This window comes from Pseudomonas sp. GL_103 (assembly GCF_057835175.1).
In genome coordinates this window covers 1,473,972-1,491,836 of record NZ_CM174420.1, presented here as the reverse complement: position 1 = coordinate 1,491,836, position 17,865 = coordinate 1,473,972, and the positions used below count along the sequence as shown (strand labels likewise).

Genomic DNA, 17,865 nt, shown 5'->3' with positions numbered 1-17,865 from the left:
CGTGGCCTCAGGTCAGTCATCGCGAGCAGGCTCGCTCCCACACTGGATCTGTGTAGCGCTGAAGATCCCTGTGGGAGCGAGCTTGCTCGCGATGTGGCCGGCCCAATCAACACAAAAATATCAGGCACCCCCTCGCAAATGCTCAAACAACATCCGGCTCACCGGCGACAGCAACGCCTCATCGCGCACCACCAGAATCAACGCCCGATCGGACCATTCGTCCGTCAACGGCACCGCGTGCAAACCCAGTGCCCGGCCAAACAATTCATAAGCCTTGTGCGGCAAAATGCCGATGCCCATGTTGGCCTGGATCATCCGACACATCGCATCGAACCCCGGCACATGAATACGAACCCGCAGCACCTTGCCGGCCTGGCGCGCCGCCGCGTGGGTGCGCATGTTGATCGAACTGGCGGCATGCAAGCCAACGTAATCGCTGTCCAGCGTATCGGCGAACGCCACGCTCGACCGGCTCGCCAATGGATGGTACGGCGGCATCAACACCACCAGCTTGTCCTGGCGATACAACACGCTGTGCAGGCCCTTGATGTCACTGTCAACGGAACAGATCCCGAGGTCGGCCACTCCGTCGAGCACACCCTGAATCACCCCGGCGCTGGGGCGCTCTTCGAGGTCGGTCTTGACCTGTGGGTGACGTTCGGAAAAATCCCGCAGGTCCTCGGGCAAAAACTGAATGATCGCCGACAGGTTGGCGAGCATCCGCACGTAGCCGCGCACACCGTGGCTGTGCTCCCCCAGTTCAAGCCCCATTTTCTCGACGTTGAACAACATCTGCCGGGCATGGTGCAGCAGGGTTTCACCGGCCGGCGTCAGGGACATGCCCTTGGCCTGGCGCACGAACAGGCTGATGCCCAGCGCCTCCTCCAGCTCCATCAAGCGCTTGCTCGCCGCCGAGACTGCAATCGCTTCGCGCGAGGCGGCACGGGTCAGCGTGCCCTCTTCATGCACCGCGACAAACAGTTGCAGGGTGATCAGGTCGAGACGGCGGATCAGGCTTTTTTGCAGCATCGGGTACTCGGCGAAGTCGGCTCAGGCGAAGTCGCAGCATAACGTTCTTCGCCCGCGTCGTGCCGTGGTCCGGGCACCGGTCGTGATAAAGTCGCCGCCCACAGACCTTTTGCCGTGAGACGAAGACCGCAATGACCGATTTCCAGGATGTCGATGCTCAACTTGAAGACTGGAACGCCTTGCGCAGCACCACTTCGTTCAGTGGTTTGCTGGTGGGCAACGGAGCCAGTCGCGCCGTGTGGGACGATTTCGGCTACGAGTCGCTGTTCGAAAACGCCCGTACCGTTGAAGAAAAACCCCTGAGCCCGTCCGAGCTGAGCGTGTTCGATGCGATGCAGACCCGCAGTTTCGAGCAGGTACTGAGCGCGTTGAAAACCACCAGCCGGGTCAACAAGGCCTTGGCCGTCAGTTCCGCCGCCCCGCGCAATCGCTACTACGCGATCAAGGAAGCGCTGATCAACACCGTGCATGCGGTGCATATCCCGTGGCGGCTGGTGGTGCCTTCGACGCTGGTTACCATCAATCAGGAACTGGCCAGCTATCGCACGGTGTTCACCACCAATTACGACTTGCTCAACTACTGGGCGGTGCAACACCAGCCTGAGGCGATCAGCGATCTGTTCCAGGGCGCCGAGCCCGGTTTCGACCTGAGCGACACGGCCACCGACAAAACCCGTTTGCTGTACCTGCACGGCGGTCTCCATCTGGTGCGCAACCAGGACGGTACGGCGCGCAAGCTGATGTCGACCGAGGGCACGTTGCTGGGCAGTTTCGCCATCAACAACACGATCAAGACCCTCGACGACGTGCCGCTGTTCGTCAACGAAGGGCCGAGTGCGGACAAGCTCAAGACCATTCGCAGTTCGGATTACCTGTCGTTCTGCTACGAGCAACTACTCGGTCACGGCCAGGCGCTGTGCATCTTCGGCCATGCGCTGGGGGAGCAGGACAGCCACATCATCCATGCCTTGCGCCTGGCGAAACCACAGGTGGTGGCGATCTCGATTTACCCGCGCAGCAAGGCATTCATCCAGCACCAGAAACGGCATTACGCGAAGGTGTTTGAGGGGACGGGTGTGGAGTTGCGGTTTTTTGATTCGAAAAGCCATGCACTCGGGAGCCCCAAACTGGCGGTCCCAGTCGAAGTTTAGCAGCGACTTGTATGACGCCATCGCGAGCAAGCTCGCTCCCACAGGGGATTGCATTCCAATAATGTGGGAGCGGGCTTGCTCGCGAAGCTTTTTTTGACCTTTGTGCCTATTCTTCGCTGCTATGCACCACCACCAACAATTGCGCCTGCACCTCGCCCACCGAACGAATCCGGTGCGGCTTTTGCGCATTGAAATGCAACGCATCACCCCGGTCGAGCAATACGCGCTCGTTCATGAAGTCCACTTCCACCTGCCCTTCGTGGACGAATAAAAACTCCTCGCCCAGATGCTCCTTGAAGGTCTTGTCGGTGAATTCTGCCGGCGGGTAAATGATGAATGGCAGCAGGCTGCGTGAACTGACCTGATGGGCCAGCACCGCGTAACCCGAATTGTTGTCACTGGCACCCAAAGGTTGCCGCTCGTGGCTGCGCACCAGGCTGTAGCTGTCGAGGCTGACGTTGTCTTCAGAGAACAACTCCTCGACCTTCACATTCAGCGCCTTGGCCAGTTTCAACGCCGCCGCAATCGATGGCGTGTTCAAACCGCGTTCGACTTTCGACAGGTAACTCTTGGTCATGCCGGATTTTTCGGCCAGGGCTTCCAAGGTCACGCCAAGTTTTTTTCTTAGTAATTTCAAACGGATAGACATGTAGAGCGATTAATCCATCAAGGAGGCACGATTTGTCCTTGCCAATGACACAATGTGTCATATAGCCTCTTTAGTGTCATTTGCATTCACCGACGACTTTGCGAGAAACCGGTGAGCGGCAAACCCGACGTCCATTGAATCATCCAAAGGACACCGATATGGCCAAGACATTAGCACTGCCCAAAGAGCAACTGGTCAAGCACGCGCTGAACCAAATGCAAAATACCCTGGCGGATAATACGTGGACCGCCCGACAAAAGCTGGCCCTGACCTGCCGCATCCTGTTCGAGCACGGTCACGATTCCGGCCTTGCCGGGCAAATCACCGCCCGTGGTCCGCAACCCGGCACTTACTACACTCAGCAACTGGGCCTGGGTTTCGACGAAATCACCGCAGGCAACCTGCTGCTGGTCAACGAAGACCTGGAGGTGCTTGAAGGCCATGGCATGCCCAACCCGGCCAATCGTTTTCACAGTTGGGTGTACCGCGCCCGAGCGGATGTGAACTGCATCATTCACACCCACCCGACCCACGTAGCAGCCTTGTCGATGCTGGAGGTGCCGCTGCAGATTTCCCACATGGACCTCTGCCCGCTCTATGACGACTGTGCGTTTCTCGAAGGCTGGCCGGGCGTGCCGGTGGGTAACGAAGAAGGCGAGTTGATTGCCGGGGCACTGGGCGACAAACGGGCGATCCTGCTTTCGCACCATGGCCAATTGTCCACCGGCAGCAGCATCGAGGAAGCCTGTGTCATCGCGCAACTGATCGAACGCGCCGCGAAGCTGCAACTGCTGGCGATGAGCGCCGGGACCATCAAGCCGATCATCCCCGAGCTGGGGCGCGAAGCCCATGACTGGATTGCCCGGCCGAAACGCCACGCCGCCGCTTTCAACTACTACACCCGGCAGGTCCTGCGGCAACACGCCGATTGCCTGAACTGAACCCATTGATAGAACGGAGGGACACCATGTCCAGCGCAAACATTCACGGCATCATCGGCTACACCATCACGCCTTTTACCGCCAATGGCGAAGGCATTGACCAGGACGCCCTCGGGCGCTCCATCGACCGTCTGATCGAGGGCGGCGTTCACGCCATCGCACCGCTGGGCAGCACCGGTGAAGGTGCCTACCTGAGCGACGCGGAGTGGGATCAGGTCAGCGAATTCAGCATCAGGCACGTGGCCAAACGCGTGCCGACCGTCGTCAGCGTGTCCGACCTGACCACCGCTAAAGCGGTGCGTCGCGCGCGTTTCGCCGAAGCCCACGGCGCCGATGTGGTGATGGTGCTGCCAACGTCCTACTGGAAACTCAGCGAAGCGGAAATCCTTGCCCACTACCGCGCCATCGGCGACAGCATCGGCGTGCCGATCATGCTCTACAACAACCCGGCCACCAGCGGCACCGACATGTCGGTGGACCTGATCCTGCACATCGTCAAGGCCGTGGAAAACGTGACCATGGTCAAGGAGAGCACCGGCGACATCCAGCGCATGCACCAACTGCAACGCCTCGGCGAAGGCCAGGTGCCGTTCTACAACGGCTGCAACCCATTGGCCCTGGAGGCCTTTGCCGCCGGCGCAAAAGGCTGGTGCACCGCTGCGCCGAACCTGATCCCGCAGCTCAACCTGGATTTGTACGAAGCGGTGCTGGCCAACGATTTGCGCAAGGCACGCGAGCTGTTCTATCGGCAGTTGCCGCTGCTGGATTTCATCCTCAAGGGTGGCTTGCCGGCGACGATCAAGGCGGGTTTGCGGACGACGGGGCTGGAGGCGGGGGATCCGCGGCTGCCGGTGTTTGCGTTGGGTGAGGCGGGGCTTAGTCAGCTTCAAGGTCTGCTCAAAGCCTTACGCTGATTTCCAGCCATACACTAAAACAAAATGTGGGAGCGGGCTTGCTCGCGAAGACGGTGGAACATTCAATAAATATGCTGAATGTGACAGCCTCTTCGCGAGCAAGCCCGCTCCCACAGGGGATGTGTGTTGATCTCAAAGCACTGGCAAGGTCTTGTCCTTGACCACCTTGGACGGGCCGTTGGTTTTTACGCTGGCAATACCTTTCTCCATGGCGGCATCAGAGGAATAGGCCTCGCTGCTGCCGATGATCTCGTGGTTGCCCGCCTTGAGATTGAAATACGGGTGGCCATCCTTGGTGGTTTTCTTCTCGTACCGCTCATCCAGTTGGCTGTTGGCCTGGACCGAGGCGATGCCTTTGTCGGCGGCGGCGTGGGTGGTGTACAGCTCGCTGGTCAGAATGGTCTCGGCGTTGGCCGCCTTGAGGACAAACCTGAACTGGCCATTACTGCTTTTGCTCACTTCATACCATCCGGACATGCTGTTTCTCCTTGGCGATTGAGAGGTTTCGCGCTTCACAGTAAAGACCAAGCCGGGATTTCTGTCGCCTGCACCATCGCCATCGCGAGCAAGCTCGCTCCCACAGTAGATTTGTGTACACCAAACCTTGTGGGAGCGAGCTTGCTCGCGATGGCGTCGACACGATCTTCCTTACTTCGCCGCAGCCCGCACCACCGACAACTCCGGCGCCGACGTGCGCCGCTGGCTCAGATACCGCGTACAACTCACCCGCAGGAACGACGCGAAATTGACCACCTCGCCGCGATAGTCCATCACCTCTTCATACAGCTTGGCGATCAACTGATTGGTGGTCATGCCATCGACCTCGGCGATTTCGCTGAGGATGTCCCAGAATTGATTCTCCAGCCGCAGGGTGGTGACCACCCCGCAGATGCGCAGCGAGCGGGAGCGCGATTCGTAGAGTATCGGGTCGGCTTTGACGTACAGCTCGCACATGAACTTGTCCCTCGTTACAGCGTGATTTTGGTACCCAGCAACCCCAGGAAACCGGCCAGCCAGTTCGGGTGCGCAGGCCAGGCCGGCGCCGTGGCCAGATTGCCCTGGACATGGCCGTCCGTCACCGGAATATCGATATACGTACCGCCCGCCAGTCGCACTTCCGGAGCGCAGGCCGGATAAGCGCTGCATTCGCGACCTTCGAGAACACCCGCTGCCGCCAGCAACTGCGCGCCATGGCACACGGCAGCGATCGGCTTGCCGGCCGTGTCGAATGCGCGCACCAGCTCCAGGACTTTTTCGTTCAGGCGCAGGTACTCCGGTGCACGGCCGCCTGGAATCAACACCGCGTCATAATCGGCGGCGTTGACCTTGGCGAAATCGAAGTTGAGGGCAAACAGGTGACCGGGTTTTTCGCTGTAGGTCTGGTCGCCTTCAAAGTCATGGATCGCCGTGCGTACGGTCTGGCCGGCGGTTTTGTCCGGGCAAACGGCGTGTACCGTGTGGCCGACCATCAGCAGTGCCTGGAACGGCACCATCACTTCATAGTCTTCGACGTAATCACCAACCAGCATCAGAATTTTTTTCGCAGCCATGGGGAGGACTCCTCTGGAAGTGGGCGTGCAGGAGTATTCAAGGTAGTCCTTATCCGGTGAGGTGGGTAACAACCGGCTACTACGTGTAGGAGCTGCCGAAGGCTGCGATCTTTTGATCTTGATCTTTGGATTTATTGGATTTGTGGCGCGGCGGGTAAAAAGATCGCAGCCTGCGGCAGCTCCTACGCGTTGCTCGCATTACTCGCAACTGTACGGATAACTCTGCGCCTAGCTGTAACAGCGGCTTACACCGGGTTTATGGCTAGATAACACCACCTCCCACCCTCCACGATTCTGGTTGCCATCATGTCCTCGCGCGAAAACACCGGCATGGCCCTGGGCCTGCTCGGCGTTGTGATCTTCAGCCTCACCCTGCCCTTCACGCGGATCGTCGTGCAGGAACTGCACCCGCTGCTCAATGGCCTGGGCCGGGCACTGTTTGCGGCGGTTCCGGCGGCGTTGCTGTTGCTGTGGCATCGGGAAAAATGGCCGACCTGGAAACAGGTCAAAGGCCTGACGCTGGTGATGGCCGGGGTGATCCTCGGTTTCCCGGTGTTGTCGGCCTGGGCCATGCAAACCTTGCCGGCATCCCACGGTGCGCTGGTCAACGGTTTACAGCCGCTGTGCGTGGCGCTGTACGCCGCGTGGTTGTCCCATGAGCGGCCGTCGAAAGCTTTCTGGGCCTGCGCCGCATTGGGCAGTGCGTTGGTGCTCGGTTATGCACTGATCAGCGGTGCCGGCAGCATCCAGGCCGGTGACTTGCTGATGCTCGGCGCCATTGCAGTGGGCGGATTGGGTTACGCCGAGGGAGGCCGGCTGGCCAGGGAGATGGGCGGCTGGCAGGTGATCTGCTGGGCGCTGGTGCTGTCGACGCCGCTGTTGATCGGGCCGGTGGTGTATCTGGCGCTGCAGCATCAGGGCGAGATTTCCGCCAAGACCTGGTGGGCCTTCGGTTACGTCTCGCTGTTTTCGCAATTCATCGGCTTCTTCGCCTGGTACGCCGGGCTGGCCATGGGCGGCATTGCCCGGGTCAGTCAGATCCAGTTGCTGCAGATCTTCTTCACCATCGCCTTCTCGGCGCTGTTCTTTGGTGAACATGTGGAGCCGATTACCTGGCTGTTTGCTGGCGGGGTGATCGTGACGGTGATGCTCGGGCGCAAGACAGCGGTCATGCCGGCACGAGTAGCCACGACATAAGGAAAGATCAAAGGATCGCAGCCTTCGGCAACTCCTACAGGTGAACACCGATCGGTGTAGGAGCTGCCGCAGGCTGCGATCTTTTTTGGGTCAGCTCAAATAACCGTCAGCGCGCAGCAAGGTTTCCAGACAGTGCTCGCTGATGTGATAGAAATCCTTCAGCTCCTGAATCTTCGCCAGCAACTGGGCCGGGTCCACCGGCTCGGCGCGTTTGACCGCCAGGATCATCTTGTTCTTGTTGGTGTGGTCCAGTGAGATGAACTCGAACACCTTGGTCTCGTAGCCGCAGGCCTCAAGGAACAACGCGCGCAAACTGTCGGTGACCATCTCCGCCTGCTGGCCCAGGTGCAAGCCGTATTGCAGCATCGGCTTGAGCAAAGCCGGGCTCTGGATTTGCAGGCGGATCTGTTTGTGGCAGCACGGCGAGCACATGATGATCGAAGCGCCAGAACGGATGCCGGTGTGGATCGCATAGTCAGTGGCGATATCGCAGGCATGCAGGGCGATCATCACGTCCAGCTCGCTCGGCGCCACGCTGCGCACGTCACCGCACTTGAACACCAGGCCGGGGTGTTCAAGCCTGGCGGCGGCGGTGTTGCACAGGGTGACCATGTCTTCACGCAACTCGACGCCGGTCACCTCGCCTTCGGCCTTCAAGGTGTTGCGCAGGTAATCGTGGATGGCGAAGGTCAGGTAGCCCTTGCCCGATCCGAAGTCCGCCACACGCACCGGCTTGTCCAGCGCCAGGGGGGACGACGTCAGCGCATGGCTGAACACTTCGATGAACTTGTTGATCTGCTTCCACTTGCGCGACATCGCCGGGATCAGCTCATGCTGCTTGTTGGTCACACCCAGGTCGGCGAGAAACGGCCGGCTCAGGTCAAGAAAACGGTTTTTCTCACGGTTGTGCTCGGCCGAAGGCACTTCGCGCAATTGCTGAGGTTGGCTCTTGAACAGCGATGACTTGCCCTTTTTGCTGTATTCGAGCTGGGCTTCGTCGGTCAGCGACAACAAATGCGCATTTTTGAACGACGCCGGCAGCAGTCCGGCAATGTTCGCCACGCCTTCGGCCAGCGGCAGGTTCTTGGTGATATCGCGGGTCTTGTAGCGGTAGACAAAAGACAGGCAAGGCTGCGCCTTGACCGTTACCGGCTTGATGATGATCCGCTGCAGGTCCGTTTCATCGCCCATGTACTTGGCCAGCACCAGTTTGATGAACGCGTTGTGCTCGAGGCTGGTTTGCAGCAGGTCGATGAACTGGGCGTGATGATCCGGCGCGAGGCTGGCGGGAGTGGCGGTGACAGACATGGAAAAACGGCCTCGGCAATACGAATCGGGGGATGCCGGGTATTTTAGGGGGGACGAAGGTTTTGGGCACGGGGTAATTTTGCGCCAGGTCCCGTTCCCGCCGATCGGGACCTGAATCCAACCGTCGCTACCTCAGGGCTCCACCAGCCGAAGTTTGCGATTGGTCGGCGAGTTGATGACGAATTTGACGATCAACCCTACCGGCACCGCCCACGTCAGACCGTTGACCGGATCAGTGACCACGGCGACAGTTTCGGAACTTGCAGCCAGATCCAGACGTCGGCGATCGTTGCTGGATTTGAGTAATCCGTACGCGTGGCTGACCAGCCGCTCCGCCTGGTGCATCGGCATATCCAGACTCTGCAAATGCCTCACCGCACGGCAGAACAGCACTTGATCATCAATCACACCCTCGCCTTCATGACGGGCCAGAAACGCCTGCGCTATGGTCAATAACTCCTCATTCAAATGGGCCTGTTCATCAACCTCCTTCATGCTCAAGACTCCTGTTGCGTTTGCGCCGCCGGAGCACTCTCGGCGACAGGCCGCGCGGCGCGGCGCAAGTCAGGTCCGGCGCACGGCAGGTGCACGGCCGGATTGGGCATGCCACTGGGGGAAAGCTCATGGGTCATTTCGAACTCGGCCCGTACCGACCAGCCACAGGCCTCCGACGTACATTGCAGGTACGCCACCCGCAGGAAAATATGCCGTCCTTCGCTGGTACGTATGCGCATCCTGCTCAAGCAGTGCGGGCACACCATCTTGTAAGTACTCATACATGCTTCCCTTGGGCCATCCGGTGGTAATCGAATTGATCAAACGCAATACTGTTTGAAACACAATTCGTAAAAGACCGGTGCTGCAAATAACGTCCGCCAGACAAAAGGAAGTGCAACGGGCGGACACGTAATAGATACGAGCCAAGCTCGTAGGAAATCACCCTGATACCATTAGGAAGTTTCGACATCGTATTCTTCTGATTCATAGTTGATGATTGATTACTTACAAGAAAAAAAGTACTCATTACGCATACGTTAAGCACTCAAAAAGCATATGTCAAAAGGAAGAGGCTCAAATTGCGTAGCAAAAAATCACAAGCTGTTTTGGCCCGCCTGAAGCAAATTACGGGCACAAAAACTGACGCATCCCTGTCTTCTGCGCTACAGATCAGCCCGCAGACACTCAGTAGCTGGAAAGGCCGCGACAGCACGCCATACTCATTATGCGTAGATATTGCACAAGCTCGCGGCATCTCCCTTGACTGGTTGCTGCTGGGCGAGGGGCCGATGCTGCGGCAAACCCATGTCAACGCGTCTGCAAATGTTGCGGAAACTGCAACAACGCAGGAAAACACCATCCTTTCGCTGTGGCGATTGCTTGATGAGGATGACCGCTGCGCAATACAAAGCGCATTGGAGGAAAAGCGACGCCTGCGGGATCTGGAAATGCAACTTTCGGAAATGGCCGCTATCCTGGCAACACTTGGACACTCGAACAAAACCTGACTTGAAATCCGACGTTTCAATGCTTGAAGGCATGCCACAAAACAATAATGTTGCCACTACTGCGAACAATCATTACGCATGAAAAAACACTCACCACTGCATGCCATGGGCTCACCGGCAGGAATGTCAGCAATACATCGATGCCAGCAAGGTAAAACACTACGCCACACAAGCTGATCAATATCCTGTCGCGCCAGTTGTAACGCTGCTCGTCGCGCTGGTAACACGCCAGCCTGAACGCACTGATCAGATGAGCCACGCCCGTCACCCACACCAGAGCCGCCATCTCATGGGTCATTGCCCTCGCCCTCTGAGATGACGAAGGATGTCACCGAGGCCGGCGCCATCGATCCACTGCATGAGCTTGATGCTGATGGGAATAACCAGCAACGCGCACAGAAAGGCCGTCACACCGGCTGTCAGAAAAGGCGCCAGTGGCTGGGCGACCGGGGCAAACAGGTAACCGACACCCGCCGACAACAGCCAGGAGCCGATGCGTTGCCAGGCCTTGAAGTTGGCGCGAGTGGTCGTGACCAGCCACGCGCCAAGCGTCGCGCCGAACAGGACTTCTCCATTGATAACCGGCAACGTCGCAATACCCAACCCCACCATGAGCCCGCTGATACTGTGGTAGGTCGAGTCAGTCAGGCTCATGGATATCTCGCAACTGCAATGGTTCAACAGTGATGGCTCCCGACTCCAGCGCTTTGAACACGGCAGCGTTGCGAGATCTGACGGCGAACTTGCGGCGGATATTGGAGAAATGGAAGTTGATGGTGGATTCCGAGCAACTCTGAATCCTGGCGATCTCCCAGGACGTCTTGCCTTTGAGGCACCACTCCAAGGCTTGTGTCTCTTTCGTTGTCAGTTGCACCGGCAGAGTAAACATTGCGCTACCGGGTGCATCCTCCACCAAGGTATCCAGCGATTGTTGCGTTTTCATAAGAACTCCCTCAACACAGAACGCCCATCGCAGGGCGTGCACCATGAGAGAGATGTTGAAGACAAGCTCCGCGGCGGACAACGTTCCGGAACTGTGTCGCGGCGCATTACAAAAGCACATGAAACCCTGGCTTAACCCAGCACAACCAGACGATTCGGCAGTTCGTTGCGCACATGCGTCACCGGCACATGCACCTTGAGCAACTCTCCACAGGCCTCGACGCAACTGACAAAGCCCTGCAGCGTCTGCCCCTGTTTAACCTGCTGGGTGAACGTCGCGACTATCGCGTCCCAGTTCTTGTTGTCCAGACGACTGGAAATCCCTTCATCCACCAGGATCTCCACATAACGCTCGGCCTCGGAAACGAAAATCAGCACGCCGGTGCTGCCCTCGGTGTGGTGCAGGTTCTGCTCCAGGAACTGCCGGCGCGCCAGGTTCGAGGCGCGCCAGTGGCGCACCGAGCGCGGGATCAGATGGGTGGTGACTTTCGGCAGGCGGAACACCAGGCACAGCACAATGAAGATGGCCCATTGCACCAGCAGCAGGCTGTGCAGGGTCAGCCAACCGGTGAAGTAATGCACGATGCCCGGCACCAGCAGCGCCAGCAGGCTGGCCCACAGCAACGGGATGTACGCATAGTCGTCGGCGCGGGCCGCGAGTACGGTCACCAGTTCTGCGTCGGTCTCGCGCTCGACCCGGGCAATGGCCTCGGCCACCTTGCGTTGTTCGTGTTCAGTCAGTAATGCCATGTCGTGAAGTGCCTGCTCATTTTTATTATCACCAGCCGCCGGACGAACCGCCCCCGCCGAAACTGCCCCCGCCGCCGCTGAAGCCTCCCCCTCCACCGCCGCCGCCAAACCCACCACCGCCAAAGCCGCCCCCGGATCCACCGGAGCCGCCCCGGCCGGCGGGAAGGATACCGAGCATCTGGCACACAAAAACAGTCAGGATGAGCAACATCACCAAAAACACGAACAAACCGGGATGCCGCGCGATGAAATCGTCCCCGGGATCGCCTCTGGACTCATACGCCGTGGAGGGTTCGTCCAGGGGGTTGCCACCCAGCACTACCAGCATCGCCGCCACGCCATCACTGATGCCTTTACTGAAGTTGCCGGTCTTGAATGCCGGGGTAATGACCTGGTTGATGATCACCGAACTCTGGGCATCGGTCAGGCGATCCTCCAGGCCGTAACCGACTTCGATACGCAGCCGGCGCTCGTCCCGGGCGATGATCAGCAAGGCGCCGTTGTTTTTGTCCTTCTGCCCGATGCCCCAGTGGCGGCCGAGTTGGTAACCGAAGTCGGCGATGTCGGTGCCTTGCAAATCCGGCAAAGTCACTACCACAAGCTGCTCGCCGGTGGCTTGCTCATGGGCCTGAAGTTGTTGGCTGAGCTGCTGGCGCACCGATGGCTCGATCATCTGCGCACTGTCGACCACCCGCCCGGTCAGCGCCGGGAAGCTCAGCTCGGCCCGGGCCGTGATCGCCACCACCCACAACAACAGCAACAGGCCTGTTTTCAGGACGCGCATTGGCAACCTCTTGCGTGGTGACGCCAATTACCGCTGTTCAGAATTTGACCTCGGGAGCCTTTTCCGAACCCGGCGTGGCTTCGAAGGTCTCGCGCATCGGCAGGTCGCTGTACATCACGGTGTGCCACAGGCGACCGGGGAACGTGCGGATCTCGGTGTTGTATTTCTGCACCGCGAGGATGAAATCACGCCGGGCCACGCTGATCCGGTTCTCGGTGCCTTCCAGTTGCGACTGCAAGGCGAGGAAGTTCTGGTTGGCTTTCAGGTCCGGATAACGCTCGGAAACCACCATCAAACGGCTCAAGGCGCCGCTGAGTTGATCCTGGGCCTGTTGGTACTGCTTGAGCTTTTCCGGGTCATCCAGCGTCGAGGCATCCACCTGGATCGACGTGGCCTTGGCCCGGGCTTCGATGACGGCGGTCAGGGTTTCCTTCTCGTGGGCCGCATAGCCCTTGACGGTTTCCACCAGGTTGGGAATCAGGTCGGCGCGCCGCTGATACTGGTTCTGCACCTGGCCCCAGGCGGCCTTGGCCTGTTCGTCGAGCGTCGGGATGTTGTTGATGCCGCAGGCGGTCAGCAAAGTGGCCAGCATCAGCAGCGTGGCGACCTGCAGGCGCGAACGGTAGGTTGGACTTACATTCATCAGGCTGACGCTCCCTTGTACATTTCATGAAAAAACCGACCGTAAAACCTTCTGGGCCGGCTCTTGGGGCATAATCGCCCGCGCCTCTGGATTGCAACGGGCCGATGGGCTAAAAAGAGGCCCTGCGCGAAAACGCATCCGCCATCTGGCTGTGGTTTTTTGGCTCTGGTCTTTTGAGCCGGCACCCGAACAACAATAGACGCTCCCTAAATTTTGGCTGGCCGGCGTGTGCATCGCCGTTTGGGCCCTTGAGAAAACTATTCATGAAGAAACTGTGTTTGCTGGGCCTGTTCGTCAGTCTGGCCAGTCATAACGTATTGGCCGCCACGACGCCCGCACCCCTGGAGAACAAGGAAGCCTTCGTCAGCAACCTGATGAAGCAAATGACCCTCGATGAAAAAATCGGCCAGTTGCGCCTGATCAGCATCGGTCCGGAAATGCCGCGCGAAATGATCCGCAAGGAAATCGCGGCGGGCAACATCGGCGGTACGTTCAACTCGATCACCCGCCCGGAAAACCGGCCGATGCAGGACGCGGCCATGCGCAGCCGCCTGAAGATCCCGATGTTCTTCGCCTACGACGTGATCCACGGCCACCGCACCATTTTCCCGATCCCGCTGGCCCTGGCCTCGAGCTGGGACATGGATGCCATTGGCCTGTCCGGGCGCATTGCCGCCAAGGAAGCCGCGGCTGACAGCCTCGACATCACCTTCGCGCCGATGGTCGACATCTCCCGCGATCCGCGCTGGGGCCGTACTTCCGAAGGCTTCGGCGAAGACACCTACCTGGTGTCGCGCATTGCCGGCGTGATGGTCAAGGCGTTCCAGGGCACGGGGGCGAACGCAGCCGACAGCATCATGGCCAGCGTCAAGCACTTCGCCCTGTACGGCGCGGTCGAAGGTGGCCGTGACTACAACGTGGTCGACATGAGCCCGATCAAGATGTACCAGGACTACTTGCCACCGTACCGCGCCGCCATCGATGCCGGCGCTGGCGGGGTCATGGTCGCGCTGAACTCGATCAACGGCGTACCGGCCACCGCCAACACCTGGCTGATGAACGACCTGCTGCGCAAGGAGTGGGGCTTCAAGGGCCTGGCGGTCAGCGACCACGGGGCGATTTTCGAGCTGATCAAGCACGGCGTTGCCGCCGACGGTCGCGAAGCGGCGAAGCTGGCGATCAAGGCCGGCATCCATATGAGCATGAACGACACCCTGTACGGCAAAGAGCTGCCAGGGCTGCTGAAGGCCGGCGAGATCCAGCAGAGCGACATCGACAACGCCGTGCGTGCGGTGCTCGGCGCCAAGTACGACATGGGCCTGTTCAAGGACCCGTACCTGCGCATCGGCAAGGCCGAGGATGATCCGGTCGATACCTACGCCGACAGCCGCCTGCACCGCGCCGAGGCCCGTGATGTGGCACGCCGCAGCCAGGTGCTGCTGAAAAACCGCAACGAAACCCTGCCACTGAAGAAGACCGCGAAAATCGCCCTGGTCGGTCCGCTGGCCAAGGCGCCCATCGACATGATGGGCAGCTGGGCCGCCGCCGGTCGTCCTGCTCAATCGGTGACCCTGTTCGATGGCATGACCAACGCCCTGGGCGACAAATCGACACTGATCTACGCCCGTGGCGCCAACATCACCAGCGACCCGAAAATCCTCGGTTACCTGAACTTCCTCAACTTCGACGCCCCGGAAGTGGTGGATGACCCGCGCCCGGCGAGCGTGCTGATCGACGAAGCGGTGAAAGCGGCCAAGGATGCTGATGTGGTGGTTGCCGCCGTCGGCGAATCCCGTGGCATGTCCCACGAATCGTCGAGCCGCACCGACCTGAACATCCCGGAAAACCAGCGCGAGCTGATCCGCGCCCTGAAAGCCACCGGCAAACCGCTGGTACTGGTGTTGATGAACGGCCGCCCACTAACCATTCTCGAAGAGAAAGAACAGGCCGACGCGATCCTGGAAACCTGGTTCACCGGCACCGAGGGCGGCAACGCCATCGCCGACGTGCTGTTCGGCGACTACAACCCGTCGGGCAAACTGCCGATCAGCATCCCCCGTTCGGTAGGCCAGATTCCGACCTACTACAACCACCTGACGATTGGCCGGCCGTTCACTCCGGGCAAGCCGGGCAACTACACCTCGCAGTACTTCGATGACACCACAGGTCCCCTGTACCCGTTCGGCTATGGCCTGAGCTACACCGAGTTCAGCCTGAGCGACATGGCCCTGTCGTCGACCACGCTGAACAAGACCGGCAAGCTCGACGCCAGCGTCAAGGTGAAGAACACCGGCAAGCGTGACGGCGAAACCGTGGTGCAGCTGTACATCCAGGACGTGGCAGGCTCGATGATCCGCCCGATCAAGGAACTGAAGAACTTCCAGAAAGTATTGGTCAAGGCTGGCGAGCAGAAAGTCCTGCACTTCACCATCACCGAGGACGACCTGAAGTTCTACAACACTCAGCTCAAGTACGCGGCGGAACCGGGCAAGTTCAATGTGCAGATCGGCCTGGACTCAGAGGACGTGACGCAGCAGAGTTTTGAGTTGCTGTAACCGTTCAAACACTGCAAAAACCTGTGGGAGCGAGCTTGCTCGCGATGAGGCCATAACATTCAACATCATTGTTGACTGTCAGGCCGCCATCGCGAGCAAGCTCGCTCCCACAGTGGTTTTCAGTGTTCGGAGAATCGGCGTCAACCCCTTCGATCCAGCAGATTCACCACCACCCGATCCACCCATCCCCACACCCGTTGCTTGACTCGTTTCCACAGCGGTCGGCGCTGCCATTCCTCCAGACTGACTTGCTCACTCAACCCGAAGTCCCGTTCGAAACTCGCCGCCACCGACCGGGTCAATCCGGGGTCCAGGGCTTCCAGGTTGGCTTCCAGGTTGAAGCGCAGGTTCCAGTGATCGAAATTGCACGAGCCGATGCTCACCCAGTCATCGATCAGGACCATTTTCAAGTGCAGGAAACACGGCTGGTATTCGTAAATCGTCACCCCGGCCCTGAGCAGTCGCGGGTAGTAGCGATGCCCGGCATAGCGCACGGACGGGTGATCGGTACGGGGCCCGGTCAGCAGCAACCGCACATCGACGCCCCGGGCAGCAGCCCGTCGCAGGGAGCGGCGGACTTTCCAGGTCGGCAAAAAGTACGGCGTGGCCAGCCAGATCCGTCGCTGACCGCTGTTCAGGGCTCGCACCAGCGATTGCAGAATGTCCCGGTGTTGACGGGCGTCGGCATAGGCCACCCGGCCCATGCCCTCGCCTATGGACGGCACCCGTGGCAGACGTGGCAACCCGAAATGCGAGGCCGGTCGCCAGGCACGTCGATGGCGGTTGGCAATCCACTGACGATCGAACAGCAGTTGCCAGTCGAGCACCAGCGGCCCGGTGATTTCCACCATCACTTCGTGCCATTCGCTGACGTCTTCCCCCGGTGTCCAGAACTCGTCGGTGACACCGGTGCCGCCAACCACGGCCAGGCTCTGGTCCACCAGTAACAGCTTGCGATGATCGCGGTAGAAGTTACCGACCCAACGTCGCCAACTCAGCCGGTTGTAGAAACGCAGTTCCACCCCGGCAGCCATCAGCCGCTGGCGCAAGGTCAGCGTGAAAGCGAGGCTGCCGTAATCATCGAACAGGCAGCGCACCCGCACACCGCGCTCGGCGGCCTGAACCAATGCCTGGACCATGGCTTCGGCGCAGGCGCCCGCTTCCACCAGATACAGCTCCAGCTCGACCTGTTCTTCGGCGCGGGCAATCGCCACCAGCATGCGCGGGAAAAACTGCGGGCCATCGACCAGCAGTTCGAAGTGATTGCCTTCACGCCAGGGAAAAATCGCTCCGGCCATGTCAGCGCGCCGTGAATATCAGTACCGCACTCACCGGTACTGAAAGACTGATCGCCGACAGATCGGCCATTTTGCGCAAGGCTTCCAGCCCGGGAGCCAAATCGAAATCCTCGGCGTTGATTACCAGCGGTTCGAGGGTCACCACCTGGAAGCGCCGGTCATCGAGACGGGTCGCCAGCAGTTCGGCGTGGTACTCGTGTTGTTTGCCGTGCAGGTTGACCGTCAACGGCAGGCGCAACTCCAGCTGCGCGCCGGGAGCGAGGTCGTTGATCGGGCGCAGATCGATTTTCGTGGTGATCAAGGCGTCGGGAAACCGGTCGATCTGGAACAGTTCCTTGCGCATGCGCTCATCGCGCAACGGTATGCCGCTGTTGATCGACTCCAGCTCGACTTCGACCTGCGCCAGCCCCTCGGGATCGACCTTGCCGTGCAGCACCAGGAAGCGCTGCACTTCGGAAACATTGGCATTCTTGGTGCTGACAAACGACAGGCGCGAAGACTCGCCGTCGAGGTACCAGTCGGCGCGGGCCGACAATGCGGCGCCGGCCAGCAGCAGGAAAGTGAGGGTTTGGACGGTGGAGCGCTTGAACATAGAGACTCGTGGGGCAGATAAACCTGTGCTGAACCTTAACTGGCCTTCAGCGCATTG

The 17,865-nt window shown here is 59.7% G+C and carries 22 protein-coding genes; 6 read left to right on the top strand and 16 right to left on the bottom strand.

Annotation, left to right across the window (positions count from 1 at the left end):
* Positions 1-120: 120 nt before the first annotated feature.
* Entirely contained in the window at positions 121-1,029 is a 909-nt protein-coding gene (locus AC3IP0_RS06740; protein WP_489326962.1) for a LysR family transcriptional regulator, read from the bottom strand.
* Positions 1,030-1,160: 131 nt separating this feature from the next.
* Here AC3IP0_RS06740 and AC3IP0_RS06735 point away from each other — a divergent pair, with 131 nt between their 5' ends.
* The gene (locus tag AC3IP0_RS06735; protein ID WP_489318694.1) at positions 1,161-2,180 is read left to right on the top strand and encodes a DUF4917 family protein; all 1,020 of its coding nucleotides are present in this window, start codon (positions 1,161-1,163) and stop codon (positions 2,178-2,180) included.
* 106 nt (positions 2,181-2,286) lie between these two features.
* On the opposite strand, the gene AC3IP0_RS06730 is transcribed toward AC3IP0_RS06735, so the two are convergent.
* Positions 2,287-2,829, bottom strand: coding sequence for a helix-turn-helix domain-containing protein (locus AC3IP0_RS06730; protein ID WP_489326961.1), 543 nt, complete (start codon positions 2,827-2,829; stop codon positions 2,287-2,289).
* A gap of 158 nt (positions 2,830-2,987) precedes the next feature.
* Here AC3IP0_RS06730 and AC3IP0_RS06725 point away from each other — a divergent pair, with 158 nt between their 5' ends.
* Both AC3IP0_RS06725 and AC3IP0_RS06720 read left to right on the top strand, forming a co-directional pair.
* Positions 2,988-3,770, top strand: a complete 783-nt coding sequence (locus AC3IP0_RS06725) for an aldolase (RefSeq protein ID WP_489326960.1) — start codon at positions 2,988-2,990, stop codon at positions 3,768-3,770.
* Between the two features lie 26 nt (positions 3,771-3,796).
* On the top strand, positions 3,797-4,684 hold the full coding sequence (locus AC3IP0_RS06720; protein ID WP_489326959.1) for a dihydrodipicolinate synthase family protein: 888 nt from the start codon (positions 3,797-3,799) through the stop codon (positions 4,682-4,684).
* Between the two features lie 132 nt (positions 4,685-4,816).
* Here the strand turns inward: AC3IP0_RS06720 and AC3IP0_RS06715 are convergent, their stop codons facing one another.
* From AC3IP0_RS06715 to AC3IP0_RS06705, 3 genes are all read right to left on the bottom strand, one after another.
* Positions 4,817-5,161: a YegP family protein gene (locus tag AC3IP0_RS06715; protein ID WP_056720740.1), complete on the bottom strand. Its 345-nt coding sequence runs from the start codon at positions 5,159-5,161 to the stop codon at positions 4,817-4,819.
* A gap of 171 nt (positions 5,162-5,332) precedes the next feature.
* Entirely contained in the window at positions 5,333-5,638 is a 306-nt protein-coding gene (locus AC3IP0_RS06710) for a ribbon-helix-helix domain-containing protein (protein ID WP_095945146.1), read from the bottom strand.
* A gap of 14 nt (positions 5,639-5,652) precedes the next feature.
* Positions 5,653-6,234, bottom strand: a complete 582-nt coding sequence (locus AC3IP0_RS06705) for a DJ-1/PfpI family protein (protein ID WP_489326958.1) — start codon at positions 6,232-6,234, stop codon at positions 5,653-5,655.
* A gap of 306 nt (positions 6,235-6,540) precedes the next feature.
* Between AC3IP0_RS06705 and AC3IP0_RS06700 the strand changes: the two genes are divergently transcribed.
* Positions 6,541-7,431 carry a DMT family transporter gene (locus AC3IP0_RS06700; RefSeq protein WP_489326957.1) on the top strand — a complete coding sequence of 297 codons (891 nt, stop codon included), beginning with the start codon at positions 6,541-6,543 and terminating at the stop codon, positions 7,429-7,431.
* A gap of 90 nt (positions 7,432-7,521) precedes the next feature.
* Here AC3IP0_RS06700 and AC3IP0_RS06695 read toward each other — a convergent pair whose 3' ends face one another.
* From AC3IP0_RS06695 to AC3IP0_RS06685, 3 genes are all read right to left on the bottom strand, one after another.
* Positions 7,522-8,739, bottom strand: coding sequence for a class I SAM-dependent methyltransferase (locus AC3IP0_RS06695; protein WP_489318689.1), 1,218 nt, complete (start codon positions 8,737-8,739; stop codon positions 7,522-7,524).
* 132 nt (positions 8,740-8,871) lie between these two features.
* Positions 8,872-9,234, bottom strand: coding sequence for a hypothetical protein (locus AC3IP0_RS06690; protein WP_489318688.1), 363 nt, complete (start codon positions 9,232-9,234; stop codon positions 8,872-8,874).
* Between the two features lie 2 nt (positions 9,235-9,236).
* Complete coding sequence (locus AC3IP0_RS06685) at positions 9,237-9,515, bottom strand: Ogr/Delta-like zinc finger protein (protein WP_489318687.1); 279 nt, start codon at positions 9,513-9,515, stop codon at positions 9,237-9,239.
* Positions 9,516-9,815: 300 nt separating this feature from the next.
* Between AC3IP0_RS06685 and AC3IP0_RS06680 the strand changes: the two genes are divergently transcribed.
* A complete protein-coding gene (locus AC3IP0_RS06680; RefSeq protein WP_489318686.1) occupies positions 9,816-10,244 on the top strand; it encodes a helix-turn-helix domain-containing protein in 429 nt (142 codons plus the stop codon).
* A gap of 16 nt (positions 10,245-10,260) precedes the next feature.
* Here AC3IP0_RS06680 and AC3IP0_RS06675 read toward each other — a convergent pair whose 3' ends face one another.
* From AC3IP0_RS06675 to AC3IP0_RS06650, 6 genes are all read right to left on the bottom strand, one after another.
* Positions 10,261-10,542, bottom strand: coding sequence for a phage holin family protein (locus tag AC3IP0_RS06675; RefSeq protein ID WP_489318685.1), 282 nt, complete (start codon positions 10,540-10,542; stop codon positions 10,261-10,263).
* Positions 10,539-10,898, bottom strand: coding sequence for a putative holin (locus AC3IP0_RS06670; protein ID WP_489318684.1), 360 nt, complete (start codon positions 10,896-10,898; stop codon positions 10,539-10,541). The genes AC3IP0_RS06675 and AC3IP0_RS06670 overlap by 4 nt, the downstream gene beginning before the upstream one ends.
* Entirely contained in the window at positions 10,885-11,187 is a 303-nt protein-coding gene (locus AC3IP0_RS06665; protein ID WP_489318683.1) for a helix-turn-helix domain-containing protein, read from the bottom strand. Before AC3IP0_RS06665 ends, AC3IP0_RS06670 begins: the two co-directional genes overlap by 14 nt.
* A 131-nt stretch (positions 11,188-11,318) precedes the next feature.
* The gene (locus tag AC3IP0_RS06660; protein WP_150727578.1) at positions 11,319-11,936 is read right to left on the bottom strand and encodes a TPM domain-containing protein; all 618 of its coding nucleotides are present in this window, start codon (positions 11,934-11,936) and stop codon (positions 11,319-11,321) included.
* 28 nt (positions 11,937-11,964) lie between these two features.
* Complete coding sequence (locus AC3IP0_RS06655; protein ID WP_489326955.1) at positions 11,965-12,720, bottom strand: TPM domain-containing protein; 756 nt, start codon at positions 12,718-12,720, stop codon at positions 11,965-11,967.
* A gap of 37 nt (positions 12,721-12,757) precedes the next feature.
* Positions 12,758-13,363: a LemA family protein gene (locus tag AC3IP0_RS06650; RefSeq protein WP_489318681.1), complete on the bottom strand. Its 606-nt coding sequence runs from the start codon at positions 13,361-13,363 to the stop codon at positions 12,758-12,760.
* A gap of 263 nt (positions 13,364-13,626) precedes the next feature.
* Here AC3IP0_RS06650 and bglX point away from each other — a divergent pair, with 263 nt between their 5' ends.
* A complete protein-coding gene (gene bglX, locus AC3IP0_RS06645) occupies positions 13,627-15,918 on the top strand; it encodes a beta-glucosidase BglX (RefSeq protein WP_489318680.1) in 2,292 nt (763 codons plus the stop codon).
* A 140-nt stretch (positions 15,919-16,058) separates the two neighbouring features.
* Here bglX and AC3IP0_RS06640 read toward each other — a convergent pair whose 3' ends face one another.
* A complete protein-coding gene (locus AC3IP0_RS06640; RefSeq protein WP_489326954.1) occupies positions 16,059-17,216 on the bottom strand; it encodes a phospholipase D-like domain-containing protein in 1,158 nt (385 codons plus the stop codon).
* 1 nt (position 17,217) lies between these two features.
* Positions 17,218-17,808: a YceI family protein gene (locus AC3IP0_RS06635; RefSeq protein WP_489318678.1), complete on the bottom strand. Its 591-nt coding sequence runs from the start codon at positions 17,806-17,808 to the stop codon at positions 17,218-17,220.
* Between the last annotated feature and the right edge of the window lie 57 nt (positions 17,809-17,865).